General features: G+C 64.2%; 19 protein-coding genes. 8 read left to right on the top strand and 11 right to left on the bottom strand.

The features are described from left to right. Window positions 1–141: 141 nt before the first annotated feature. From CAG31_RS18775 to CAG31_RS18765, 3 genes are all read left to right on the top strand, one after another. Entirely contained in the window at window positions 142–1,284 is a 1,143-nt protein-coding gene (locus CAG31_RS18775) for a glycerate kinase (protein WP_085583871.1), read from the top strand. A gap of 287 nt (window positions 1,285–1,571) precedes the next feature. Beyond that, on the top strand, window positions 1,572–3,197 hold the full coding sequence (locus CAG31_RS18770) for a methyl-accepting chemotaxis protein (protein WP_085583869.1): 1,626 nt from the start codon (window positions 1,572–1,574) through the stop codon (window positions 3,195–3,197). 41 nt (window positions 3,198–3,238) lie between these two features. Continuing rightward, window positions 3,239–4,426, top strand: coding sequence for a pyridoxal phosphate-dependent aminotransferase (locus CAG31_RS18765; RefSeq protein ID WP_085583867.1), 1,188 nt, complete (start codon window positions 3,239–3,241; stop codon window positions 4,424–4,426). Window positions 4,427–4,607: 181 nt separating this feature from the next. On the opposite strand, the gene CAG31_RS18760 is transcribed toward CAG31_RS18765, so the two are convergent. The 5 genes from CAG31_RS18760 to CAG31_RS18740 are packed head-to-tail and all read right to left on the bottom strand — an operon-like array spanning window position 4,608 to window position 9,838. Next, entirely contained in the window at window positions 4,608–5,585 is a 978-nt protein-coding gene (locus CAG31_RS18760; protein WP_085583984.1) for a D-glycerate dehydrogenase, read from the bottom strand. A 21-nt stretch (window positions 5,586–5,606) separates the two neighbouring features. Further along, entirely contained in the window at window positions 5,607–6,905 is a 1,299-nt protein-coding gene (locus CAG31_RS18755; protein WP_085583865.1) for an MFS transporter, read from the bottom strand. A gap of 59 nt (window positions 6,906–6,964) precedes the next feature. Then, window positions 6,965–7,987: a sugar kinase gene (locus CAG31_RS18750; protein WP_085583863.1), complete on the bottom strand. Its 1,023-nt coding sequence runs from the start codon at window positions 7,985–7,987 to the stop codon at window positions 6,965–6,967. Further along, window positions 7,980–8,762 carry an AP endonuclease gene (locus tag CAG31_RS18745; RefSeq protein ID WP_085583861.1) on the bottom strand — a complete coding sequence of 261 codons (783 nt, stop codon included), beginning with the start codon at window positions 8,760–8,762 and terminating at the stop codon, window positions 7,980–7,982. The genes CAG31_RS18750 and CAG31_RS18745 overlap by 8 nt, the downstream gene beginning before the upstream one ends. A gap of 56 nt (window positions 8,763–8,818) precedes the next feature. Further along, window positions 8,819–9,838: a LacI family DNA-binding transcriptional regulator gene (locus tag CAG31_RS18740; protein ID WP_085583859.1), complete on the bottom strand. Its 1,020-nt coding sequence runs from the start codon at window positions 9,836–9,838 to the stop codon at window positions 8,819–8,821. 227 nt (window positions 9,839–10,065) lie between these two features. Between CAG31_RS18740 and CAG31_RS18735 the strand changes: the two genes are divergently transcribed. From CAG31_RS18735 to CAG31_RS18725, 3 genes are all read left to right on the top strand, one after another. After that, the gene (locus tag CAG31_RS18735; protein ID WP_085583857.1) at window positions 10,066–10,857 is read left to right on the top strand and encodes a hypothetical protein; all 792 of its coding nucleotides are present in this window, start codon (window positions 10,066–10,068) and stop codon (window positions 10,855–10,857) included. Window positions 10,858–10,935: 78 nt separating this feature from the next. Beyond that, entirely contained in the window at window positions 10,936–12,945 is a 2,010-nt protein-coding gene (locus CAG31_RS18730; RefSeq protein WP_139831390.1) for a hypothetical protein, read from the top strand. Window positions 12,946–13,146: 201 nt separating this feature from the next. Beyond that, complete coding sequence (locus CAG31_RS18725; RefSeq protein ID WP_085583853.1) at window positions 13,147–15,474, top strand: autotransporter outer membrane beta-barrel domain-containing protein; 2,328 nt, start codon at window positions 13,147–13,149, stop codon at window positions 15,472–15,474. 75 nt (window positions 15,475–15,549) lie between these two features. On the opposite strand, the gene CAG31_RS18720 is transcribed toward CAG31_RS18725, so the two are convergent. The 5 genes from CAG31_RS18720 to CAG31_RS18700 form a co-directional block, all read right to left on the bottom strand. Next, entirely contained in the window at window positions 15,550–15,999 is a 450-nt protein-coding gene (locus tag CAG31_RS18720; protein ID WP_085583851.1) for a hypothetical protein, read from the bottom strand. A gap of 275 nt (window positions 16,000–16,274) precedes the next feature. Continuing rightward, complete coding sequence (locus tag CAG31_RS18715) at window positions 16,275–16,916, bottom strand: DUF1345 domain-containing protein (RefSeq protein WP_085583849.1); 642 nt, start codon at window positions 16,914–16,916, stop codon at window positions 16,275–16,277. 274 nt (window positions 16,917–17,190) lie between these two features. Further along, window positions 17,191–17,613: a hypothetical protein gene (locus CAG31_RS18710; protein ID WP_085583847.1), complete on the bottom strand. Its 423-nt coding sequence runs from the start codon at window positions 17,611–17,613 to the stop codon at window positions 17,191–17,193. A 330-nt stretch (window positions 17,614–17,943) separates the two neighbouring features. After that, window positions 17,944–21,039 carry an efflux RND transporter permease subunit gene (locus tag CAG31_RS18705; RefSeq protein WP_085583845.1) on the bottom strand — a complete coding sequence of 1,032 codons (3,096 nt, stop codon included), beginning with the start codon at window positions 21,037–21,039 and terminating at the stop codon, window positions 17,944–17,946. Between the two features lie 15 nt (window positions 21,040–21,054). Next, window positions 21,055–22,212, bottom strand: a complete 1,158-nt coding sequence (locus CAG31_RS18700; protein WP_085583843.1) for an efflux RND transporter periplasmic adaptor subunit — start codon at window positions 22,210–22,212, stop codon at window positions 21,055–21,057. Window positions 22,213–22,471: 259 nt separating this feature from the next. Here CAG31_RS18700 and CAG31_RS18695 point away from each other — a divergent pair, with 259 nt between their 5' ends. Both CAG31_RS18695 and CAG31_RS18690 read left to right on the top strand, forming a co-directional pair. Next, on the top strand, window positions 22,472–23,173 hold the full coding sequence (locus CAG31_RS18695) for a response regulator transcription factor (RefSeq protein WP_085583841.1): 702 nt from the start codon (window positions 22,472–22,474) through the stop codon (window positions 23,171–23,173). Between the two features lie 4 nt (window positions 23,174–23,177). After that, window positions 23,178–24,479, top strand: coding sequence for an ATP-binding protein (locus tag CAG31_RS18690; RefSeq protein WP_085583839.1), 1,302 nt, complete (start codon window positions 23,178–23,180; stop codon window positions 24,477–24,479). 221 nt (window positions 24,480–24,700) lie between these two features. On the opposite strand, the gene pncA is transcribed toward CAG31_RS18690, so the two are convergent. Further along, a complete protein-coding gene (pncA, locus tag CAG31_RS18685; protein WP_085583837.1) occupies window positions 24,701–25,327 on the bottom strand; it encodes a bifunctional nicotinamidase/pyrazinamidase in 627 nt (208 codons plus the stop codon). Window positions 25,328–25,378: the final 51 nt, after the last annotated feature.

The following is a 25,378-nucleotide window of genomic DNA, read 5'->3' as shown; positions in this document are numbered from 1 at the left end:
ACCGCAGCTCCCACAATGTCATTCGCAGAGCCCCGGTTTTGTGGAATTGAACAATAAACGCCCCCGCCGCTTGTGCAGCGGACAGGCGTCAAGGGCACTGGGGGCTGGCAGCATGGACGCCATTGCAACTGGAGAATTCGCATGAAGATCGTCATCGCACCCGATTCGTTCAAGGACAGCCTGAGCGCCCAAGGCGTGGCCGAGGCCATCGCGGCGGGCCTGACGCAGGTCTGGCCTGAGGCGACGCTGGTCAAGTGCCCCATGGCCGACGGCGGCGAGGGGACGGTGGAGTCGATCCTGGCCGCCTGCGAAGGCGAGCTGCGCCGCACCCAGGTGCGCGGCCCGTTGGGGGTGCCGGTCGACGCCGCCTGGGGTTGGCTTTCGCACAGCCGCACCGCGATCATCGAAATGGCCGAGGCCAGCGGCCTGCAATTGGTGCCGCCGGGGCAGCGCGACGCCTGCGTCAGCAGCACGTTCGGCACCGGTGAGCTGATCCGCGCGGCGTTGGACGCCGGGGCGCAGCGGGTGATCCTGGCCATCGGCGGCAGCGCCACTAACGATGGCGGCGCCGGGGCGATGCAGGCGTTGGGCGTGAACCTGCGAGATGCCCAAGGGCAAGCGCTGGCGCCGGGCGGCCTCGCCCTGGCGCAGTTGGCGCAACTGGAGCTCGACGGGCTGGACCCGCGCCTGGCGCAGGTGCGCTTCGACATCGCCGCCGATGTCAACAACCCGCTGTGCGGCCCCCACGGCGCCTCGGCGATCTTCGGCCCGCAGAAGGGCGCCTCGCCGGCACAGGTGCAACAGCTGGATCAGGCCCTCGGGCATTTTGCCGACCTCTGTGCCCAGGCGCTGGGCAAGGATGTGCGCGACGAGCCCGGCAGCGGCGCGGCGGGCGGCCTGGGGTTTGCGGCCAAGGCGTTTCTCGGTGCGCGCTTCCAGGCGGGCGTCGAGGTCGTGGCGGAACTGGTGGGCCTGGCGGACGCCGTGCAGGGCGCGGATCTGGTCATCACCGGGGAAGGGCGCTTCGATGCCCAGACCCTGCGCGGCAAGACGCCGTTCGGCGTGGCGCGCATCGCCAGCCAGCGCGGCGTGCCGGTGATCGTCATCGCCGGCACCTTGGGCGAGGGCTATCAGGCCCTCTACGACCACGGCATCGACGCCGCCTTCGCCGTGACCGGCGGGCCGATGCCGCTGGAGCAAGCCTGCGCCGAAGCGCCGCGCCTGCTGCGCGAGCGGGCCTGCGACATCGCCAGGGTGTGGCGACTGGCCAAGCGCAACGCCTGACCAGAGCACCCCAGGGGTGAGGGAGCTGCTCCCGCTGAGCTGCCCGGCGCCCCTCTCATCGAGGTGAGTGCTGCGCGGTCGGATAACTCCCTCACGGCAGGCGGTGTTTCATCGCTGCAACACCTTGAAAAATATTTCATCCCCGCCCGAAAAAAACCTCAAGCCTGGCCGATACAACGGTCAGGCGCACAAAGACTCCTTCGAACAGTGGCGCCGCACCGGATCCGACCACGGGCCAGTGATAAGCGCAAGGACGCTCGCCGTTACCCTCATTCGAGAGTGCTCCTATGTCTTTGCGTAATCTGAATATCGCGCCCCGTGCCTTCTTAGGTTTTGCCTTCATTGCCCTGCTGGTGGTCGTGCTCGGCGTATTCGCCGTCAACCGCATGTCGATCATCCGCCAGGCCTCCATCGACATGGAAACCACGCAACTGCCCAGCGTGACCCAACTGGCCGTGGTGACGGAAAACGTCCTGCGCCTGCGCATCCTGTCGTTCCGCATCCTGGTCAACCGCGAGCCGGCCGGCCTGCAAGAGGCCCAGACCCGCATCGGCGTGCTGGTCGAGAAAGTGCGCACCGCCCAGGCCGCCTACGCGGCATTGCCGGCCGGCGCCGAAGAGCGCGCGTTGTATCAGTCGTTCGCGAACACCCTGGACAGCTACCTGCAAGCGCAGAACCAGATGCTGGATCTGTCGCGCCAGGACAAAGTCGACGAGATGCGCACCCTGATCAACACCAAGATCAAGGACGGCACCGACCTGATGGGCGAGCAGCTCAACAAACTGATCGCGATCAACGCCGCCGATGCGAAGACCGCCTCGACCCAGGCCGGCGAGCATTACGACAGCGCCATCACCGGGATCGTCGTCGTCGCGCTGATCGCGGCCGTGGCCACCGTGCTGTTGGCCCTGCTGCTGACCCGCAGCATCGTCACCCCGCTGAACCGGGCGGTGACGGCGGCGCAGACCATCGCCGGCGGCAACCTGACCAAAGCCATCGAGGTCGACGGCAAGGATGAACCGGCGCGCCTGCTCGAAGCGCTGGCGCAGATGCAGGCCAACCTGCGCAAGACCATCGAACAGATCGCCGGCTCCGCCACGCAGCTGGGCGCCGCCGCCGAAGAGCTCAGCGCGGTGACCGAAGAGGCCTCCCGCGGCCTGCAGCAGCAGAACGATGAAATCGAACAGGCCGCCACCGCCGTCAACGAAATGACCGCAGCGGTGGAAGAAGTGGCGCGCAACGCGGTGTCCACCTCCGAAGCCTCGAACCAGTCCACCCACGCCGCCCGTGAAGGCCGCGACCAAGTGGTGAAAACCGTCGACGCGATCCAGACCATGACCCACGACGTGCAGAACACCGCGCAGATGATCGAAGGCCTGGCCGCCCAGGGCCGTGACATCGGCAAGGTGCTGGACGTGATCCGCGCCATCGCCGAACAGACCAACCTGCTGGCGCTCAACGCCGCCATCGAAGCGGCCCGTGCCGGCGAGGCCGGACGCGGCTTTGCGGTGGTGGCGGACGAAGTGCGGGCCCTGGCCCACCGCACCGCGCAATCGACCCAGGAAATCGAGAAAATGGTCGCCGGCATCCAGAACGGCACCGGCGAGGCGGTCGAGTCGATGCAGCAGAGCAACCAGCGCACCCAGTCCACCCTGGAAATGGCCCGCGCCGCCGGCATCGCCCTGGAGCAGATCACCCAGTCGATCCATCAGATCAACGAACGCAACCTGGTCATCGCCAGCGCGTCGGAAGAGCAGGCGCAAGTCTCGCGGGAAGTGGACCGCAACCTGGTCAACATCCGCGACCTGGCCACCCAGTCGGCCGCCGGGGCCAACCAGACCAGCGCCGCGACCCACGAACTGTCGCGTCTGGCGGTGGATTTGAACGCCATGGTGGCGCGTTTCGTGATTTGAGATACGGTGAAGGCTGGAGACCGCGCAACCAGGAGACGTACATGCGCTATTCAGCCTTGACCCAACGGATCGCCGGGGAGGGAGCAGCGGCCTGGCGGATTCACGACCGAGCGCTGGAGTTGCGCGCCGAAGGCGTCGATGTCCTGCTGCTGACCGTGGGCGATCCGGATTTCGACACGCCGCTGCCGATCATCCACGGCGCCATCGACAGCCTGCTGGCCGGCGATACGCACTACTCGGAGGTGCGCGGCCAGCATGCCCTGCGCAGCCTGATCGCCCGGCGCCACCAGCGGCGCAGCGGTCAGGCGGTGGACGCCGACCATGTGATCGTCATGCCCGGCGCGCAATGCGCCGTGTATTCGGTGGCGCAGTGCCTGCTGGATCCGGGCGACGAGGTGATCGTCGCCGAACCGATGTACGTCACCTACGAAGGCGTGTTCGGCGCTTGCGGGGCGACGGTGGTGCCGGTGCCGGTGCGGCCTGAGAACGGCTTTCGTGTCGACCCGGCGGACGTCGCGGCGCGGATCACCGCCAAGACCCGCGCCATGTTGCTCAACAGTCCCAACAATCCTTCGGGCGCCAGCCTGCCGCTGCTGATCTGGCAAGAGTTGGCGGCGCTGTGCATCCGTCATGACCTGTGGCTGATCAGCGACGAGGTGTACAGCGATCTTTTGTACGAGGGCGAGCATGTCAGCCCGGCGAGCCTGCCGGGCATGGCCGAACGCACGGCGACGGTCAACAGCCTGTCCAAGTCCCACGCCATGACCGGCTGGCGCATCGGCTGGATGATCGGGCCCAAGACCTTGGCCGAGCATTTGGTGAACCTGTCCTTGAGCATGCTGTTCGGCCTGCCGGACTTCGTGCAGAAAGCGGCGCAGGTGGCGCTGGAGAAAGACCTGCCGGAGGTGACCCGGATGCGCGAGGAATACCGCCTGCGGCGGGACCTGGTGTGCGACCGTCTGCGCGGTTGCCCGGGCCTGCACCCGGTGCGCCCGGACGGCGGGATGTTCGTGATGGTCGATGTGCGCCAGACCGGGCTCGGCGCCCAGGCGTTCGCCGAGCGGCTGCTGGAGGGTTACGGGGTGTCGGTGCTCGCCGGAGAGGCCTTCGGGCCCAGTGCGGCGGGGCACATCCGCATCGGGCTGGTGGTGGACCGGGTGAAACTGGCCGATGCCTGCGCGCGGATTGCGCTGTGCGCGGCGCAGCTGTTGCAGGCGCGTACGGCCTGACAGTCATGTGCTGTCTGTGCCGGCCCTATCGCTGGCAAGCCAGCTCCCACAGGTTTTTGTTGTGGCCGCAGATGCTGCTTACAGCCGCGATGCCTGTGGGAGCCAGCCTGCTGGCGATAGCGTCAGTGAAGACGCCGCAGGGCGGGATCCCTCACCCTTCGGGTGACAGGCACAGCAGCCCTCAAGCCTGCCAGGCCGAGGGATTCACCAGGTTTGCAGGCTTCTCTCCCCTCAGCGCCGCCAGTAGGTTGTCCACTGCGCACCGGGCCATGGCCTCGCGGGTTTCGTGGGTGGCCGAGCCCATGTGCGGCGTCGCCACCACGTTGCTCAACTGCAGCAGCGGCGAATCGTGGCTCAGCGGCTCACGCTCGAACACGTCCAGCCCCGCGGCGCGGATGCGCTTGTGGCGCAGGGCTTCGATCAGCGCCGCTTCGTCCACCACCTTGCCCCGGGCGATGTTGATGAAGATGCTCTCGGGGCGCATCAGCGCGAACTGCTCGGCGCCGATCAGGCCTTCGGTCTGCGCGGTGAGCGGCAGGGTCAGGCAGATGAAGTCGGCTTCCCGCAACAGCGCCTCAAGGCTGCGGTATTGCGCGTCGAAGCGCTGCTCCACCGCCGGCTTGCGCGACTGGCTGTGGTAGAGCACCGGCATGCCGAAGCCGAAATGCCCGCGCTGGGCCAACGCCTCGCCGATCCGGCCCATGCCGATGATGCCCAGGGTCTTGCCGTGCACATCGGTGCCGAAATGCGCAGGGCCGAGGCTGCGGTGCCAATGGCCGCCGCGCACCATGTTCGCCAGTTCCACCACGCGCCGGGCCGTGGCCAGGATCAGGGCGAAACCGGTGTCGGCGGTGGTTTCGGTGAGCACGTCCGGGGTGTTGCTCAACAGGATCCGGCGGCGGGTCAGGTAGTCGATGTCGTAGTTGTCGACGCCCACCGACACGCTCGACACCGCCTCCAGGCACGGCGCCAGGTCGAGCAGCGCCGCGTCCAGTCTCAGGCTGGCGCCGAGCAGACCGTGGGCGCCGGGCAGGGCGTCGCGCAGCTTCATCAGGCCGTCGGCGTCGAGGGCGTCGATCAGCGTCACGTCCACGTGCTCATGCAGCCGGGCCATCAGCGGCGGCGACAGTTTCTTGTACAGCACAACCTGCTTTTTCATCGCGTTCATCTCTCTTTCGAATCAGGAATGGGCCGGCAACGGACGTCGCGCCGCAGGCCTGGGCGTCACCCGGTCACTGGCGCCGGGGTTGAGGAATGCCGTCAGCAGCACCGACAGCAGCAACGCGCCGCTCATCAGCAGGTACGAAGCGCCGGGCGAGCCGGTGGAGCCGTTGAGGTAGCCGACCAGGTAGGAGCCGCCGAACGAGCCGAGGGCGCCCATGCTGTTGATCAGTGCCATGGCGCCGCCGGCGACGTTGGCCGGCAGGATCTCCGGCACGATGGCGAAGAACGGCCCGTAAGGCGCGTACATGCAGGCCCCGGCGATCACCAGCAAGGTGTAGGACCACCAGAAATGCTCGGCGCCCAGGGCGTAGGAGCCGTAGAACGCCACCGAGGCGATCAGCAGCGGCGGCCAGACGAAACGCTTGCGCTTTTGCAGCTTGTCCGAGCCCCACGACACCAGCAGCATGCCGACCACCGCCGCCAGGTACGGCAGCGCCGACAGCCAGCCGGCCTCGACCATGTCCATCTGCGCGCCGGCCTTGAGGATCGACGGCAGCCACAGCACGAACCCGTAGACGCCGATGCTCCAGCAGAAGAACTGCAGCGCCAGGATGATCACCTTCGGCGAGCGGAACGCTTCGGCGTAGTTCTTCACCGCTTTGATGCCGACCTGCTCGGCGGCCAGGGCGCTTTCCAGGTCGCGCTTCTCGCCGTCGCTCAGCCAGCTGGCCTGGGCCGGCCGGTCATCCGCCAGCCGCCACCAGATGAACGCCCAGAGCACCGCCGGCAGGCCTTCGATGATGAACATCCAGCGCCAGCTGAAATGCTGCACCAGATAGCCCGACACCACCGACATCCACAACATCGTCACCGGGTTGCCGAGGATCAGGAAGGTGTTGGCCCGGGAGCGTTCGGCGCGGGTGAACCAGTGGCAGAGGTAGACCAGCATCGCCGGCATCACCGCGGCCTCGACCACGCCGAGCATGAAGCGGATCACGATCAGCCAGTAGGCGTTGGAGACCACCCCGGTGAGGGTGGCGAGGCCGCCCCAGAGGATCAGGCTGACGAAGATGAGTTTCTTCACGCTGTGCTTCTGCGCATAGATCGCGCCCGGCACCTGGAAGAAGAAATAGCCGAGGAAGAACAGCGCGCCGAGCAAGGACGACAGGCCCGGTGTGATCATCAGGTCCGCGGCCATGCCGGAGGCGGCGGCGAAGCCGTAGTTGGCGCGGTCCAGGTACGCCAGGCTGTAGGTGATGAACACGATGGGCATGATGTACCACCAGCGGCGGGCGGCGAGGGTTGCGGTTTTCATGGGTCTTGCTCCTGAGCTTGTTGTTTTTGTCGCAGCAGGTTCAATGGGTGGTTTGTCTGTCAGGGCCTCATCGCTGGCAAGCCAGCTCCCACAGGATCTGCGGTGTACACAAAATCTGTGGGAGCTGGCTTGCCAGCGATGGCGGCCTCAAATTCGGCGCACAGTTCAGCCCGGGTCGGCAGCCCCTCCATGTCGCCACGGCTCTGCACCGCACGGCTGCCGATCCAGTTGGCGCGCCTGACCGCCTCGGCAAAGCTTTGGTGCTCCAGCAGGGCACTGATCATCCCGACGGCGAACCCGTCGCCGGCGCCGACCGTATCGACCACCGTCGCCACCGGCACGCCGGCCACAAAGCCTTGATCCAGTTGCGTGCGGTAATAGGCGCCTTGGGGCCCGAGCTTGATCGCCACCGCTTCGGCGCCCCGGTCGAGGTAGAACGCGGCGATGTCCGCCGGGTCGTCGAACCCGGTGAGCAGACGGCCTTCGGCCAGGCCCGGCAGCACCCAGTGGGCGAGGGCGGCGAGACGGTTGATCTCGGTGACCATCTCCCGTTCGCTGCCCCACAGGCTCGGGCGCAGGTTGGGGTCGAACGACACGCTGCGCCCGGCCTGGCGCATGCGCGTCATCAGGTCATGGGACATGGCCCGGGCCGAGGCCGACAGCGCCGGCGGAATGCCGGTGGCGTGCAGGTGCCGGGCATTGAGCAGCTCTGCCGTGATCGCTTCGGGCGACAGATGGCTGGCCGCCGAGCCCCGGCGAAAGTACTCGACCTGCGGGTCGCTGCCGTCGTCGCTGCGGGACTTGAGCTGGAAACCGGTGGGGTGTGCCGGATCCACCGCCACATGGCTGCAGTCCAGGCCCTCCCGCGCCAGGGATTCGACGACGAAGCGGCCCAGGGAATCGGCGCCGACCCGGCTCAGCCAAGCCACATTGAACCCCAGCCGGGACAGGCCGATGGCGACGTTGCTGTCGGCCCCGGCGATGCGCTTGTGGAACTGGCCCACCGACGCCAGGTCGCCGCTGTGCTCGGCGACGAACATCGCCATGGTTTCGCCAAACGAAAGAATGTCGATCTCAGACATGGGCAGGCTCCAGGCAGGATTGACCGAGGCGGGCGAGGGCGGCGACGTGGTCGCGGGTGAGCTGCACCAGATCGTCGCCTTGCAGCGGGTATTCGGCGGCGCGCATGACGCCTTGATCCATGTGCCGCAGCAGTTGTTCCCAGTGATGCAGGTCGTTGGCGACGGGCGGCACGGCGACGAGCTTGCCGTCGGCGCGGCGGGCCACGGCCTTGCAGTGCACGTAGCCGACCTGCCTGCCCAGTACGCATGCGGCCTGGACGGCGGACTCGCCTTGCCACTGCCAGTTGCCGATGTCGAAGGTCATGCGCACCGGCAGTGCGTGATGCTCGACGGCGGCGAAGAAGCGCTGGAACGGCTCGATGCGGCCGCCGTGCGGGGTCTGGTCGTTCTCCACCAGCAGCCGCACAGGGCTTTGGCTCAAGCAGTGGGCCAGCGCGCTGAAATCGTGGCCGTCGGCGAAGTGGCCCAGCGAGACTTTCAACCAACGGGCGCCGAAGGCCTCGGCGTTCCGCAAGGCGGTGTCCAGTTGCGGGTTCGGTAAGGCCTGGCCGGCGAGCCACAGTTCGGTGGGCGACGAATAGACGCTTTGCAGCCGTGCCGCTGCGCTGGCCTGTGCGAGTTGTGCGGGCACCTCACCGGTGAGCAATTCCTCGCGCCATTCGATGCGGCTGGCGCCGGCGGCGGCCAGCACATCGATGAAAAAACCTTGACCACGCTGGCGCACCAAGTCGGCGCCATAGCTGGACAGGCTGATGGAAACGGCAGGTTCATTCATTGTTGTTGTCCTCTGAAACCGGTTTCATTCTTGTTCAAAAAAAGGTTGCGGTGGGTTTACGGGGCTCTGGTCGACCCGCGCTCAATCAGCACCGGCGCAAAATCCACCACCCGCGCCGCCTCGTCATCTCCCCGCAAGCGCTTGAGCAGGCATTCGAACGCTCGGGCGCCGATGTCCGCCGTCGGCTGGGCGAGGGCGGTGATGCCGCTGCCCACCAGCGGGTACCAGTCCAGGTCATCCAGCGCGATCAGCCCGGCGTCCTCGAACAGCCGGCTGCCGATCTCGCGCAGGGCACGGGTGCAGGCCAGCGCCGCCACACCGTTGGCGCAGAACAGCGCCTTGGGCCCGGCACAGGGTTGGTTCAAAAAGGTTTGCAGGTCGGCGGCGAGGGTTTCGCCGGTCTCCAGCACCGCGCCGCTCAGGCCGCTTCGCTGGCCGATCTGCTGCTGGAAGCTTGCGACCCGCTCGATCCGCGAACTGGTGCCGTCGAAGGGTTCGGTCACCAGCAGCAGATCGCGGTAGCCACGCTGCTCAAGGTGTTCCAGCGCCATCTGCACCGCGCGGGGGTTGTCCAGCCCGACCATGTCGCTGTCCAACCCTTCGACCTTGCGGTCCACCAGCACCAGCGGCATTTCCCGTTTCAGCTCATGCAGTTCGTCCCGGTGATGGCCGAGGGTGTTCACGATCAGGCCTTCGATGTTGTAAGAGCGCAGCAGCGCCAGGTGCTGGCGTTCCTGTTCGTCGTCGCGGTCGGTATTGCACACCACCAGGCTGTAGCCGTGCCGGCGGCAGGCGGTTTCCACCCCGTGCATCACGGCGATCGAGTAAGGGTTGCGGATGTCGGCCACCAGCATGCCGATCAGGCGGGTGCGCCCGCGTTTCAGGCCTCGGGCCATCTGGTTGGGGCGGTAGCCCAGCTCGGCGATCGCCCGCTCGATGCGCTCGGCGGTGGCCTCGGAGAGCAAGGCACGGTCATCGCCGATGAAGCGCGAGACGCTGGCCTTGGACACGCCGGCGTGCTCGGCGACGTCGAGCATGGTCACGCGGCTGCGCTGGGCGGCGGAGAAGTCGTTCACGGGGTTGAGCCTTATTGTTGTAGGTGTTGAAACCGGTTTCAGAAAACACCATCCAGCGAAAGCCGTCAAGGGCACCGTTGGAGAGAGGGGCTGCATCGAACGACGAACGGTAGCAAGACCTGTCAGATATGACAGTAGGCAACCTCTCGGCCGGGGCGCTTAATCGACTCATCAACTTTTCCCGGAACACCTGAAGCAAGAGCGCTGCTTCAGGAGAGGATCTTGACATGCCCACACTCAAGAACCAGATAACAGCGGCCCCATTGACGATAGACGGGGTCAGCGAACTGGATCCGGACGGCCATATTCCGAGAGATGTTTTGATCGCCGGCACGATCGGCAGAATACCTCGGTGGCCCAACTTTCCGGCCGACCCCGACGACTTCACGATCCTCCGTGTCTATTGGCGGCAAGACGGTGCGACGGACGAAATATTTACCGCTACTTATACCCAGGCGGATGACCGGCCGGAGTTCACCTTTCCGATCACTCCTGAACAAATGAGTGTCGACGGAACGGCGGTCATCTATTACGAACTGGAGGGGTTCAATGGCAATCTGGATCCCTCACCCGAGCGTAAGTTGACGATCGACCATGAGTTGGCACCCACCCTCAGGGCGCCTGAGTTTCCTGACGTCAACTTCTATGGCTACATCAATTGCAGTTCTGCGCCGCCGGTCTGGGAAAGGATCCGGGTCAAGATCCTGAGCGAGCCGGTGTTCCTCAACGGAGACGAATGCGTCCTGCAATGGCAGGGGTTCGATTCTCTCAACGGATCTCCGCCGGCATTGACGCCGGTGCACGAATTCAGAAGAACCCTGAGCCCTGCTGATGTCAGCAACGGCTTCGTCATCGACATTCCGTTCGATCCCTATGTCCGGCCCATGGTGGACAACGATTCGGCCCTCGCTCAATACACCCTTTTTCGTGCAGGTGTCTCCTTCCGCAAATCCCGCAAGGGGCTGGTCAAGATCGACCGCACATTGCCGGGATCTCCGCCTTGTGGGGGTGAGCCCTGAATGATTCCGATGTTTTACCCATGGCTGCATCTGTTTGTGAGGTGGTTGTTCAATATCGCTCAACGTGGAGAACATGAAATGACCGTACAAAACATTATCGGTAAAGGCGCAAGGTTGACATTGCAGGAAATCGGCGAACGTGCTCGCTTGTCCTTGCGCACATCTGGACAGGTTTCCGGCGTACTGCTGGAAAAGCCCGAAGTGGTGGGAAAGATTGTCGATGACCTGATCCCCAAGACCATTTTGGACTCCGGAGACCTGATCATTCGATTTCACACCAACACGATCCTGGATCCACAGGATAATGACGAGTATGAGCTTTGGCAGCGCAAAGGGCCTTCAGATGCACCAGAAATGGTGGCCGGCGGTAACCTGGGCCAAGCCGCAGGTCGCCCGGCGACGGTGGACATTGAAGTGCCCACAGTCGCTCTTGTGGACGACGATCTGGCGCAGGCTTCAACGTTGTGGGAGTTTGAACTGGTTGTGTATAGGGGGGATAACGGCAACCCGGACAGCTCGGACTGGTTCCCTGTCCAGATCGACCGTAACGCTCCGGAGCAAGATAAGGCGTCAGGTCAGAAGTTCAAGCCGGAGACCGCCACGCTCATCAACCTGCCGGCGCCCGGCATCATTGATGATGAGTGGCTGAGCACCCACGACTCGCTTGATATCGACGTCAATATCTCTTATCAGTTCTATCGTCCGGATGACACCATCATTGTCTATCTCTCGACCAACTATGGTGTGGGGATGCCGGTATTTGAGCAGACGCTGTCAAACAGTTCCGTTGCCATTCCGACGGACGACATCCCGCAATTGGATGGACAGTACTTTCTCTGGTACGAATTGCGCGACATCGTAGGCAATGTCAGCGACCCCTCACTTGCCAGAGGCTTGCGAGTGTCTCGCCGTCCGGCACCGGTACTGTTGGATTGTGTGTTTCCGAAAGGGATCCTGCCGGATGTGATCGACCTGGCGGACCTGGAAACCCCTGTGTTCCTGGAAGTTCCCTACTCCACAAACGGGCAGCAGACGGACCGGATCACCCCGACCGTCAGCAATGGAACACTGGATGTGCCGTTGGGCAGCAAAGCCTTGGGGATCGGACCGGCCAATCTGCAATTCACTCTCAGCAACAGCCGGTTGCTGGCGCTCTGGAACAATGCGACGGCTGAAGTGCCCATCACCGGCACCTATGTCTTCACCCGCGGCGTTCAACCCCCGCAGGATTCAAGGTCGACTTCGTCCGCGCTTGACTTCACGTACAGGGGGCCCATCAACCCCATTTTCCCGGGACGGGAAAACCCGAACATGGTGAGGGTCACGGTCGTCGGCAAATCCGGTACGCCCAATCACATCACGGAAGACGATCGTCTGGACGTGGTGACCATCAGCACGCCGATGGTGGCGGCCCCCAACCCTTGGGTACCGCTGGGAGACGAGACAGCGAAACTCTGGTTCGACGGCAAAGAGGTGCACAGCGAACTGCTGACGGCCGGCACCGTGACCGTACTGACCGCGCCCATTCCGGCGGCGGTGATCGAGGCGGCCGTACCCGGCAAGAAAATCGCCTACTGGACGATCGAGGAAACGGGCGGCCGCAATGTGATGAAGTCATTCGACACCGAAGTCCAGCTCGACGCCGTCCGGCTTATCTTGCCGAAACCGACGGTGCGGCTCTTCAACGGCTTTGTGTCTTGCCGTTATCTCACCCGGCCTGACTTCCAGTTGCCGGTGACAGTGCCGATTCACCCCACCGCGATGCCGGTCGGAACCGTAGTCACATTGCGATCCATCGGCACGACCGACAGCCAGGGATTGATGCCGATTCCGGGCACAGACTTTGCCGACACTTACACGATCACCGGGGCGGAAGCCGATGGCGTGTTCATCCAGAACATTCAGCCATACCTGACAAAACTCAAACCCATTCAGCCTCCGGCCAGTTCCAGTCTACCCAACGGTTACATCAAGATCTGGTACGAAATCACGGTTGCAGGCGCACCGCTGCCGTCGATGGAGTTCCTGAACGAAGTGTCGCTGCTCAATGCCAGTAACAACTATTGCGAGGGGACACCGACCGACTGAAGGCGTTGATGAATGCCGAAGAGAATTCTCTTCGGCATTGTTGATTCAACTGCGTGTACAGACCTTTCCCGCATAGCTGCCGGATAAGTCCTACATATCTTCCTACTACGGAACTGTAATTTACGCGCCGTCTTGGGCGTGGGAGCTATGCCCGCGAATTCAGCTCCGTGCTCCTGCGGGAGCCATTCAAGGGAATTTCTTATGTTGTCATCTTGTATTGATGCGAAGTCCGGCCTCAGGAGGCTGATCAGTCTTTCATCACTGTCCCTCTTGTGGCTCCCCGATCTTTCCTCTGCCGGTACATTGGTCGGTGGGAGTCAGACCCTCACCAACGGCGCACCTGTGGAAGCATGGACACTTTCCCAAGGCGCAACATTGAACGTTGAGCAGGCGCAGACGCTGGGCATCAACGCATCGCATTCCACCCTGAATGCGACCGGTGCGACAACCCAGCAGATTTCCGTCAGCCAGGGTTCAGTGGTCAACCTCAGCGACTCGACCGTCAACGGCGGGAATGCCCGGGCCGGTGTGGAAATCATCAACAGCACCGGCACCATCAATGCCAGCACCGTCACAGGCAACCGCCTGGGCCTGCAGGCGGCCCGCAATGTCAGTACCGCCAGCGGCTCTTCGATCAGCGTGACGGACAGCCGGATCACCGGCGCTTCGGGCGGTGCGCGCGCCACAGCGTTCAGCAGCCTCGATTTTTCCAGCTCCCGAGTGGAAGGCACCGGTGCCGGCAGTGCCGGCGTGTCCCTGTTGAGCGGCAGTGCCTCGGCCCGCAACGGAACGCAAATCGTCGGTGGCCAGAACGGCGTGACCCTCGGTCTCGAAGGCGCAGGCCTGCCTGCCAGCCAATTGACGTTGGACGGGGCGAGCGTCGAGGGCAAGAGCGGTTCTGCGGTGTTGGTCGACAACAACGGTCGTGCCGCACCGGTCACACGCATCGATGTGCTTGACGGCTCCACATTGACGGGCGGCAACGGGATCGCCGTGGAGGTCAAGGGCGCCGCCGATGCCGCGATCAACGTGGAACGCAGCGACCTCGTCGGCAATGTTCAGGTGAGCGACGGCAGTGTGGCTGCACTGACCCTCACTCAAGGATCGCTGACCGGCAACGTGACAGGAGACGCCTCAAGCGCCGTATCGGTCGGGCTGCAGCAGGGCTCGCAACTCAAGGGTGTCATGACCGATGTCGCCAAGGTAGACATCGGTGGGCAATCCCGTTGGGCACTGACAGGCGACAGCAAGGTCGGTGACCTGAACCTCGATGGAGGGACCGTCAAGCTGGGTTCGGACGACGGGTTCCATCAGTTGAACGTGAACAACTTGTCCGGCAACGGCCTGTTTGAAATGAGCGTGGATTTTGCGACCCTTCAATCGGACGTCCTCAATGTCACCGGTGTTGCGACAGGCAACCATCAACTGTTGATCGCCAGCACCGGCACCGAACCTCCCAGCGGCCAGCCCGTCACGGTCGTTCACACCGCAGGCGGGGATGCGGCGTTCTCTCTTGCCAATGCCGACGGCAAAGTCGATCTCGGCGCGTTTTCCTATGGGTTGAAGGCGGACGAGAGCCGCAACAACTGGTTCCTGGATCCGTCCGGGCGCACGGTCAGCCCCTCGACCCGCACCGTCATGGCCTTGTTCAACACCGCGCCGACGGTATGGTACGGCGAGCTGACGTCGTTGCGCAGCCGCATGGGGGAAGTGCGCTTCAATCAGGAAAAGTCCGGGGCATGGGCGAGGGCCTACGGCAACAAATACAACGTCAATGACGCGTTCGGGGACGGCTACCGACAGACCCAGCAGGGATTCACGTTGGGGGCGGACGCACCGTTGCACTTTTCCGACGGGCAATGGCTGTTGGGCGTGATGGCCGGCTACAGCACATCCGACCTCAATCTGCACACGGGCAGCAGCGGCACGATCAAAAGCTATTACGCCGGAACCTACCTGACCTGGTTGGATGAAGCGAGCGGTTACTACGTCGACAGCGTGTTGAAGGTCAACCGGTTCCGCAACGATGCCAAGGCCGGCCTGAGCGACGGGACGCGCGCCAAGGGCGATTACGACAACAGCGCTGTGGGCGGATCGGTGGAAGTGGGGCGGCACATCAAGCTGGACGACGGCTACTTCATCGAACCGTTCACCCAGTGGTCGGCCGTGGTGATCCAGGGCAGGGACTTCGACCTGAACAACGGACTGCGGGCCGAAGGGGACCGCACCCGTTCATTGCTCGGCAAGGCTGGCGCCACGGCAGGGCGCAAGATGCAGTTGAGTGACGGCACGCAGGTTCAGCCCTACGTGCGCGCGGCGTTGGTGCATGAGTTCTCCAGAAACAACGAAGTCAAAGTCAACAACAATGCCTTCGACAATGACCTTTCCGGTTCGCGTGCCGAAGTGGGAGCCGGCATCGCCGTCAATTTGTCGGAGCGTTGGCAGGCCCATGCGGAAGTCGAGTACATGAATGGAAGCAACATCGAAATGCCCATCGGCGGCACGTTGGGCGTTCAGTTCAAATGGTAGGGGCATAACGCGGATCAGCGTTTGAACCTGACGCAAAAAAAAGCCCCGATCTGAGTCGGGGCCTATTCTTCAGGCTTAGTGGCCTAGCACCGTATCAAATTCGCCTTTGGACAGATAGCTCTGACTACTGCCGTCAGCCTTATCGATATGGGCATTGAAAGTGCCGAAGAAATGGAGGGTTCTTGGATCAAGGCTGTATTGGATGTTTCCCGATCTGGCTTTCTGCAAGGTCGGGCGCTCCGGGTCGCTGTAGTCGTTGAAAAACAAAGTGACGTCACCCTCACCGTCTTCATCGGTAATTCTTGCGATGGCCTCATCGATTGCTTTGGAAAACTTGATGGTGAAGCTTCTGGCGGCACCGTCATTGAACTCAGTGGCGATGACGGCCCAAAGTTCGCCGCGGCCGGGTGAGTGCTCGAGTTTTATTTCAGTGAGCGTGGCAGAGAACTCCGAGCCGTCTTCCAGGATCGCAGTGAAGACTTCCAGCGGGTCAGTGTCGATCACTTTCAGGGCTGAACTGTTCATGAATCATCTCCGTAGGGTTAAACGAATGATCCATGCACTGCGGTAGGCCAGCGGGGCATGGATAGAGTCATGCGAGAACCAATGTTGGTGCTCGTGTACTGGCACTTATGACATGTGCACGGCGCACCGCCTTCAGTGTTCAGTACACGGTCTTACCACTCGTGCGAGTTGGGTTGTGTGTTGCACGAGTGCGGGGTCAGCATAATGGAGCGAGAACACCTGAGTAACTGTCAGAGTTGACAGGTGTGTCTATATACAGGCGGCCCCTGTGCAGATCAGCCAAACAACCCCGCCGCAATGTTGATCGAGAACCCCAGGATCGCCGTATTGAACACAAACCCGATCAACGACTGCGCCAGCACGATCTTGCGCAGCTCGCGGGTGGCGACGCCGACGTCGGAAGTCTGCACCGCGACGCCGATGGTGAACGAGAAGTACAGGAAGTCCCAGTAGTTGGGCGTGGTCAGGCCTTCGGCGAAGCGCAGGGCCGGTTCCTGACCGTCCCAGGTGTAATAGAGGCGGGCGTAGTGCACGCTGAAGATCACCCCGATCAGCAGCCAGGAGCCGATCACCGTCAGCGCGGTGAAACCGTAGTGCAGCAGCTTGCGGGTGGTTTCCAGGTCCTTGCTGCCGACCAGTTCGAAGGTGATGGTGGCGAGGCTGGCCAGGGCGGCGATGCTCACCATCAGCAGGACGAGGCCGGCATTCTCGTCTTCCATTTCCGCGATGCGTTTGACGTCCGGGGCCTTGGCCCGGGCGGTGAGCCAGAGCATCAGCGCCAGGTAGGTCCAGACGCCGGCGTTCCAGCCGATCAGGACCTTGCTGACGAGAGAGGCGTTGGGCGTGAGCAGGCCGACGGCGATGCCGAACAGCGCGGCGGCGGAGAGGCGAGGGTGGGTGCGGGCGAGAAAGCGCATGGGGGCTCGTAGGGTCAGGGTTTGCTGACACCTTAGCTTATTTGGGCTGTGCTCAAGACCCGTATTGCCAGGGAGATCCGTGGAAACCGGCTTGCCAAGCGACCGTCGAGTCGATGCAAGGATTGATTGCATTGGCAGGCACCTGCCGCAGGCAGCGGTGGTGGATAGACGCTTAATCAGGACGGCTGTTTCACACTTCTGCGCCTCTGCGTAAAAAAACAGTCACCCGCAGGTGACTGTTTTTTGCTTCGCTGTGTATCTCGTTTGTGCCTTTTCACTTGTGCACTTCGAAATCGCCATGATCGATTACGAGACCGGGATTTGTTTTGGAGTTGTTGAAACGGAATGTTCCCCACATTTTATGAAGCTTTTCGTCGTAGTGAATGATTGCCGATCCCGTCGCCGAAATCATATCTACGACACCTTCGGCCGTTAACTCCAAATATCGTCCGGTGGCTTCGTTATTCCCTTGCGGGTGTTCTCTCAGACCCAAGTTTATAGGCTTGCCATCTTTCGGAATGCTGGGAGGAATTGACATAAGGTAGAGGGCTGTCTGGTCGCCACCGTGGTTCATGACCGCTCTTAAATCAAAGCCTCGCGGGGTCTCCACTAAGGAGAAGGAAGAGTCGGCAACGAAATGTGTTTCTTTGTCATTTTGAGTGATGGTCGCCGTCATCTTTTGTTTTTCTTGTTTCATCTGCGTTCTCCGAGGGCTTAAGCCCTAGCGAGTGCAACCGACAGGATGTCGTCTGCTTGCCCGGAGTCTAAGGATGAAAAAAAATTGAGATAACTGTCAGGGTTGACAGGTGTATCTATATACATGCTGCTGTTCAGTTGAACGGAGTCAAGCAGCCCCACCGCATTTTTGACCGAAAGCCTCAGTGCGTTGTTTGCGGGAGCGACAGTCAGGCTCCCACAGGCTCATTGCCACACACGGGTTGGTAGGGCGGGCTTTGCTCGCGACGGTGTCATGTCAACCGACCTTTCTCGGCACACCGTTTTCGCGAGCCAGTCCGCCCTACAGGGATCAGTGACGGCTGGAGCGCCGCACCAGCTTCATCACCACCACAAAGAACACCGGCACGAAGATGACCGCCAATGTCGCCGTGATCATCCCGCCGATCACCCCGGTGCCGATGGCTTGCTGGCTCGCGGAGCTGGCGCCCGTGGCGATGGCCAGCGGCACCACGCCGAGGATGAACGCCAGTGACGTCATCACGATCGGCCGCAGACGCATGCGGGCGGCCTGCAGGGTCGCGTCGAGCAGGTCGTGGCCGTCGTCGTACAGGCTCTTGGCGAACTCGATGATCAGGATCGCGTTCTTCGCCGACAGGCCGATGATGGTGATCAGCCCGACCTTGAAGAACACGTCGTTGGGCATCCCGCGCAACGTGACCGCCAGCACCGCGCCGAGCACGCCCAGCGGCACCACCAGCAGCACCGAGGTCGGGATCGACCAGCTCTCGTACAGCGCCGCCAGGCACAGGAACACGATCAGCAGCGACAGCCCGAGCAGGATCGGCGCCTGGCTGCCGGACAACCGTTCCTGCAGCGACAGCCCCGTCCATTCCTGGCCCAGGCCTTTCGGCCCCTGGGCCACCAGCCGCTCGATCTCGGCCATGGCTTCGCCGGTGGTGTGGCCGGGCGAGGGCTCGCCGGAGATGGCGATGGCCGGGTAGCCGTTGTAGCGGGTCAGCTGGGTCGGGCCTTGCGTCCACTTGGCCTGGACGAACGCCGACAGCGGCACCATTTTCCCGGCGTCGTTGCGCACGTGCATCTTCAGCAGGTCGTCGACCTGGCTGCGCCGGTCGCCTTCGGCCTGCACCACCACCCGCTGCATGCGGCCCTGGTTGGGGAAGTCGTTGACGTAGGTCGAGCCCACGGCGCTGGCCAGCACGTTGCTGATGTCGGCGAACGACACGCCCAGCGCGTTGGCCTGCCGGCGGTCGACCTCCAACTGCACCTGCGGCGCTTCGGCCAGGGCACTCTCGCGCACGTTCATCAGCACCGGGCTCTTCTCGGCGGCGGCGAGCAGTTCGGTACGCGCCGCCATCAGCGCGGCGTGGCCGAGGCCGCCGCGGTCCTGCAGGCGGAACTCAAAGCCGCTGGAGGTGCCGAGGCCGTCCACCGGCGGCGGCAGCACGGCGAAGGCCACGGCGTCCTTGACCTGGCTCAGCGCGGCGTTGGCGCGGTCGGCGATGGAGGCGGCCGAATCGTCGCTGCCGCGCTCGGACCAATCCTTGAGCGTGGAGAAGGCCAACGCGGCGTTCTGCCCGCTGCCGGAGAAGCTGAAGCCCAGGATCACCACGCTGTCGCTGATGCCCGGCTCGCCGGCGTTGTGCGCCTCAAGCTGTTCGGCCACCTGCACCGTGCGGTTCTGGGTCGCGCCCGGCGGCAGCTGGATGTCGGTGATGGTGTAGCCCTGGTCTTCCGTCGGCAGGAACGAGGAGGGCAGCCGCACGAAAAGGACGCCCAGGCCGATCAGCAGCACAACGTAGATCAGCAGGTAGCGCCCGCTGCGCTTGAGGGCGTACCCCACCCAGCCCTGATAGCGCGCCGTCAGCCGTTCGAAGCGGCGGTTGAACCAGCCGAAGAACCCGGCCTTCTCATGGTGTTCGGCCTTGGCGATCGGCTTGAGCAGCGTGGCGCACAGCGCGGGCGTCAGGGTCAGGGCGAGGAACGCCGAGAACAGGATCGAGGTGGCCATCGACAGCGAGAACTGGCGGTAGATCACGCCCACCGAGCCGTGCATGAACGCCATCGGAATGAACACCGCCACCAGCACCAGGGTGATGCCGATGATCGCGCCGGTGATCTGCCCCATCGCCTTGCGGGTGGCCTCCTTGGGCGACAGGCCCTCGGCGGCCATGATCCGCTCGACGTTCTCGACCACCACGATGGCGTCGTCCACCAGGATGCCGATGGCCAGCACCATGCCGAACATGGTCAGCACGTTGATCGAGTACCCCAGCGCCAGCATCGTGGCGAAGGTGCCCATCAGGGCGACCGGCACCACCAGGGTCGGGATCAGCGTGTAGCGCACGTTCTGCAGGAACAGGAACATCACCGCGAACACCAGCAGCATGGCTTCGCCGAGGGTGTAGACCACTTTGGTGATCGAGACCTTCACGAACGGCGAGGTGTCATACGGAATCTTGTACGCGACGCCCGCCGGGAAGTAGCGCGACAGTTCGTCCATCTTCGCCCGGATCAGGGTGGCGGTGTTCAAGGCATTGGCCCCCGGCGACAGCTGCACGCCCACGGCGGTGGACGGCTTGCCGTTGAGGCGGGTGCCGAACTGGTATTCCTGGCTGCCGACCTCCACCCGCGCCACATCGCCGATGCGCACGGTGGAACCGTCGGGGTTGGCCTTGAGCACGATGTCGGCGAACTCTTCCGGGGTCGACAACTGGCCTTTGACCAACACGGTGGCGGTGATCTCCTGGGCCTTCGGCGCGGGCAGGTCGCCGATGCTGCCGGCGGACACCTGCGCGTTCTGCGCGGCGATGGCGGCGTTGACGTCGGCCGGGGTCAGGTTGAAGCCGATCAGCTTCTGCGGGTCGATCCAGATCCGCATCGCCCGCTCGGCGCCGTACAGCTGGGCCTTGCCGACGCCGTCCAGGCGCTTGATCTCGTTCATCACGTTGCGCGCCAGGTAATCGCTGAGCGCCACGTCGTCGAGCTTGCCGTCGCTGGAGGTGAGGGTGATCAGCAGCAGGAAGCCTGCCGACACCTTCTCGACCTGCAAGCCTTGTTGGTTGACCGCTTGCGGCAGGCGCGACTCCACGGCCTTGAGGCGGTTCTGCACGTCCACCTGGGCCAGCTCCGGGTTGGTGCCCGGCTGGAACGTGGCCTTGATGGTGGCGCTGCCCAGGCTGCTTTGCGACTCGAAGTACAGCAGATGGTCGGCGCCGTTGAGCTCTTCCTCGATCAGGCTGACCACGCTTTCGTCGACGGTCTGCGCCGAGGCGCCGGGGTACACGGCGTAGATTTCGATCTGCGGCGGCGCGACGTCCGGGTACTGGGCCACCGGCAACTGCGGAATCGACAGCGCGCCGGCCAGCAGGATGAACAGGGCGACCACCCAGGCGAACACCGGGCGGTCGATAAAGAACTGCGGCATAAAGAGGTGTCCTGCTTACTGCCCGGAGGTCTGGGCGAGTGGAAGAGGGGTATCGTCGATCTGCACGGTTTCGCCGGGACGGGCGTGCTGCAAGCCTTCGACGATGATGCGGTCGCCCGGCTTGAGGCCGCCGGTGACGATCCAGCGGTCGTTCTGCACCGCGCCGAGCTGCACCGGCTGCTGGGCCACGCGCAGGTGATCGTCGAGGGTCAGCACCTGGGCGATGCCGGCGCTGTCGCGTTGCACAGCCCTTTGCGGCACGGTGAGGCCTTCGCGGATGACCGCTTGCTCCAGGCGCACGCGCACGAAGCTGCCGGGCAACAGGTCGAGGTCCGGGTTGGGGAACTCGCTGCGCAGGATGATCTGGCCGGTGCCCGGATCGACGGTGATGTCGGCGAACAGCAGCTTGCCCGGCAACGGGTAGAGGCTGCCGTCGTCCTGGATCAGCGTGGCCTTGACCTGATCCTGGCCGACCTGCTGCAACTGGCCGGAGCGGAAGGCGCGGCGCAGTTCGTTGAGCTCGCGGGTCGACTGGGTGACGTCGGCGTGGATCGGGTTGAGCTGCTGGATCAGTGCCAGCGGCGTGGTTTCGTTCTGGCCGACCAGCGCGCCTTCGGTCACCAGCGCCCGGCCGATGCGTCCGGAGATCGGCGCGGTGACGGTGGCGTAACCCAGATTCAGCTTCGCCCGTTCGACGGCCGCCTTGTTGGCGGCGACCTCGGCGGCGGTCTGCCGTGCGTTGGCCCGGGCGTTGTCGTAGTCCTGGGCGCTGATGGCCTTGTCGCCGATCAACTGGGCGTAGCGCTGCTCTTGCAGCGAAGCCTGGAACGCATTGGCCTCGGCCTTGCGCAGCGCGGCTTCGGCACTGTCCAGGTCAGCCTTGAACGGGGCCGGGTCGATGCGGAACAGCACGTCGCCCTTTTTCACGTCGCTGCCTTCGCGGAAGGTGCGCTGCAGCACCACGCCGGCCACCCGCGCCCGCACTTCGGCGATGCGCGGCGCGGCGATGCGTCCGCTCAGCTCACTGCTCAGCGACAGGGGATGGGCCTTGAGGGTCTCGATCCGCACCGTGGCCGGCGGCGCCTGCTCTTCGCTGTCCGAGGACGCACCACAGGCGCCGAGCGCCAGCGCCGTTGCGATCAGGCCGAGCCCGGCCAGCAGTTTCTTCGACATGTACTACCCCCAATGTTGATGGGCGAATCCTACGGGTAGCGACCGCCGGCAGCGGTGAAGCTTTGTAGGCGCTGTGTGAAATTGTGTAAGGGTTTTAGTCAGGGACGGGTGAGGGCGTATATCCTTTATGCCTTGAATTCTTTTGTGACAGTCAGGCCGCCATCGCGAGCCGGCTCGCTCCTACAACGAACAAAACCTGTGGGAGCGAGCCTGCTCGCGATGGCGGTTGTCCGGTCGCCAGCACTTTCTGGAACACCCCATGCCCAACATCCTCCTGGTCGAAGACGACACCGCCCTCGCCGAACTGATTGCCAGCTACCTGGAGCGCAACGGTTATTCCGTCAGCGTGATCGGCCGCGGCGACCATGTGCGCGAGCGGGCGCGGCTCAGCCCGCCGGACCTGGTGATCCTCGACCTGATGCTGCCGGGCCTCGACGGCCTGCAGGTGTGCCGCCTGCTGCGCGCCGACTCGGCGACGCTGCCGATCCTGATGCTCACGGCCCGCGACGACAGCCACGATCAGGTGCTGGGCCTGGAGATGGGCGCCGACGACTACGTCACCAAACCCTGCGAGCCCCGGGTGCTGTTGGCCCGGGTGCGCACTTTACTGCGTCGCAGCAGCCTGGGCGAGCCGTTGACGGTCAACGACCGGATCGTCATGGGCAACCTGTGCATCGACCTGTCGGAGCGCACCGTGACCTGGCGCGGGCAGGCGGTGGAGCTGTCCAGCGGCGAATACAACCTGCTGGTGGTGCTGGCCCGCCACGCCGGCGAAGTGCTGAGCCGCGACCAGATTCTGCAGCGCCTGCGCGGCATCGAGTTCAACGGCACCGACCGTTCGGTGGACGTGGCCATCTCCAAGCTGCGGCGCAAGTTCGACGACCACGCCGGCGAGGCGCGCAAGATCAAGACGGTGTGGGGCAAGGGCTACCTGTTCAGCCGTTCCGAGTGGGAATGCTGAGCCGATGTTCAGAATCCTGTTCCGCCTCTATCTGGTGACGATCGTCTCGTTCAGCGCCGCGACCTATCTGATGCCGGACCTGGTGGTGATGGTCTTCCGTGATCGTTTCATCACCTACAACCTGGAATTCTCGCGGGGCTTGCAGTCGCTGATCACCAAGCAGTTCCGCGCTGCGCCGCCGGAGCGCTGGCCGGAGGTCGCGGCCTCGATGGACAAGGACTTCCAGCCGCTGCACATCGTGCTGGCGCGCATCGATGACGCCGATTTCACCGCGCCTGAGCGCGAGCGTCTGCTCAAGGGCGAAAACGTGGTGCGCATCGGCGATTGGGGCTGGCGCACCCTGGCGGTGACGCCGCTCAACGACGAGATGGCGGTGCGGATGGTGGTGCCGCCGGATCCGATGGACGTCAACCTGCTGTACTGGAGCATCAACGTGCTGATCGGCGCGACGATGCTGGCGTGCCTGCTGCTGTGGCTGCGCCCGCACTGGCGCGACCTGGAGCGCCTCAAGCGTACCGCCGAACGGTTCGGCAAGGGCCATCTGAGCGAGCGCACGCAGATCGCCCAAAGCTCGAACATCGGCAGCCTGGCCTACGTGTTCGACACCATGGCCAGCGATATCGAAAGCCTGCTCAACCAGCAGCGCGACCTGCTCAACGCGGTCTCCCATGAATTGCGCACGCCGCTGACCCGCCTGGACTTCGGCCTGGCGCTGGCGCTGTCCGACGACTTGCCGGCGGCCAGCCGCGAGCGCCTGCAAGGGCTGGTTGCGCACATCCGCGAGCTGGATGACCTGGTACTGGAGCTGCTGTCCTACAGCCGCCTGCAGAATCCGGCGAAGCTGCCGGAGCAGGTCGAGGTGTCGCTGGACGAGTTCATCGACAGCATCCTGGGCAGCGTCGATGACGAGCAGGAGTCCTCGGAGGTCGTCATCGACGTGCTGCTGCACGGTCAGCTTGAGCGTTTCACGCTGGATCCGCGCCTCACCGCCAGGGCCTTGCAGAACCTGCTGCGCAACGCCATGCGCTACTGCGAGAAGCGCATCCAGGTCGGCGTGCAGGTGTGCCCCAAGGGTTGCGAGATCTGGGTGGACGATGACGGCATCGGCATTCCGGACGACGAGCGCGAGCGGATTTTCGAGCCGTTCTACCGGCTCGACCGCAGTCGCGATCGGGCCACCGGCGGCTTTGGCCTGGGGCTGGCGATCAGCCGCCGGGCTCTGGAGGCCCAGGGCGGCACGCTGACCGTGGAGAGTTCTCCGCTGGGCGGGGCGCGGTTCCGGCTGTGCCTGCCGACCCCGGCCTGACGCCGGTGCCTGGGCCGAGGATCCCCCTGTGGGAGCCAGCCTGCTGGCGATAGCGTCAGTCCGGACACCACAGGCCCGGCGCAAGACAGTGGTTCCCACAGGGTAGGCGCACGGCGTAGATCCAATGTTTCAGGCAGGCCGCCATCGCCAGCAGGCTGGCTCCCACAGAGTATGTGCAAGGCTTAGATCCACTGTGGGAGCGGGCTTGCCCGCGAAGTCAGTCAGAGAAGGTCTTTGGACTGGATCAGGCCGACGCCCGCCACCTGCATCCGTTCGACCGCTGCGGCCAGCGAGCCGTTGTGGTCGATGGCCCGGCAGGCGTCCATCACCACGAAGGCATTGAAGCCGGCCGCCCGCGCATCCAGCGCGGTGAACATCACGCAGAAGTCCGGGGCCAGCCCGACCACGTAAACGGTGTCGACGCCGCGCTCCTTCAGGTAACCGGCCAGGCCCGTGACCGTGGCCCGGTCCGCCTCCAGAAACGCCGAATAGCTGTCGATGTCGGGATTGCAGCCCTTGCGGATGATCAACTGCGTGTGGGGCAGGTCCAGCCCCGGGTGAAACTCGGCCCCCGGCGAGCCCTGCACGCAATGGTCCGGCCAGAGGGTCTGCTCGCCGTACGGCAAGTGGACCACATCGTAAGGCCCGTGGCCGGGATGGCTTGAGGCAAACGACGCGTGGCCGGCCGGGTGCCAGTCCTGGGCGGCGATGACTTGCTTGAAGCGGGCGCCGAGACGGTTGACCAGCGGGACGATCAGGTCGCCTTCGGGTACCGGCAGCCGGCCGCCGGGAACGAAGTCGTTCTGGACGTCGATGACCAGCAATGCAGAGCGTGGTGAGATCGGCATAAACAGTGTTCCTCCCTGGATAATCACTTACCCAGCATAGCGGCCGCTTCG

Source organism: Pseudomonas sp. R25(2017) (assembly GCF_002112565.1).
Lineage (GTDB): Bacteria > Pseudomonadota > Gammaproteobacteria > Pseudomonadales > Pseudomonadaceae > Aquipseudomonas > Aquipseudomonas ekonensis.
Note: the sequence above shows the minus strand (reverse complement) of the source record. Positions and strands in the feature narration are given on the sequence as shown.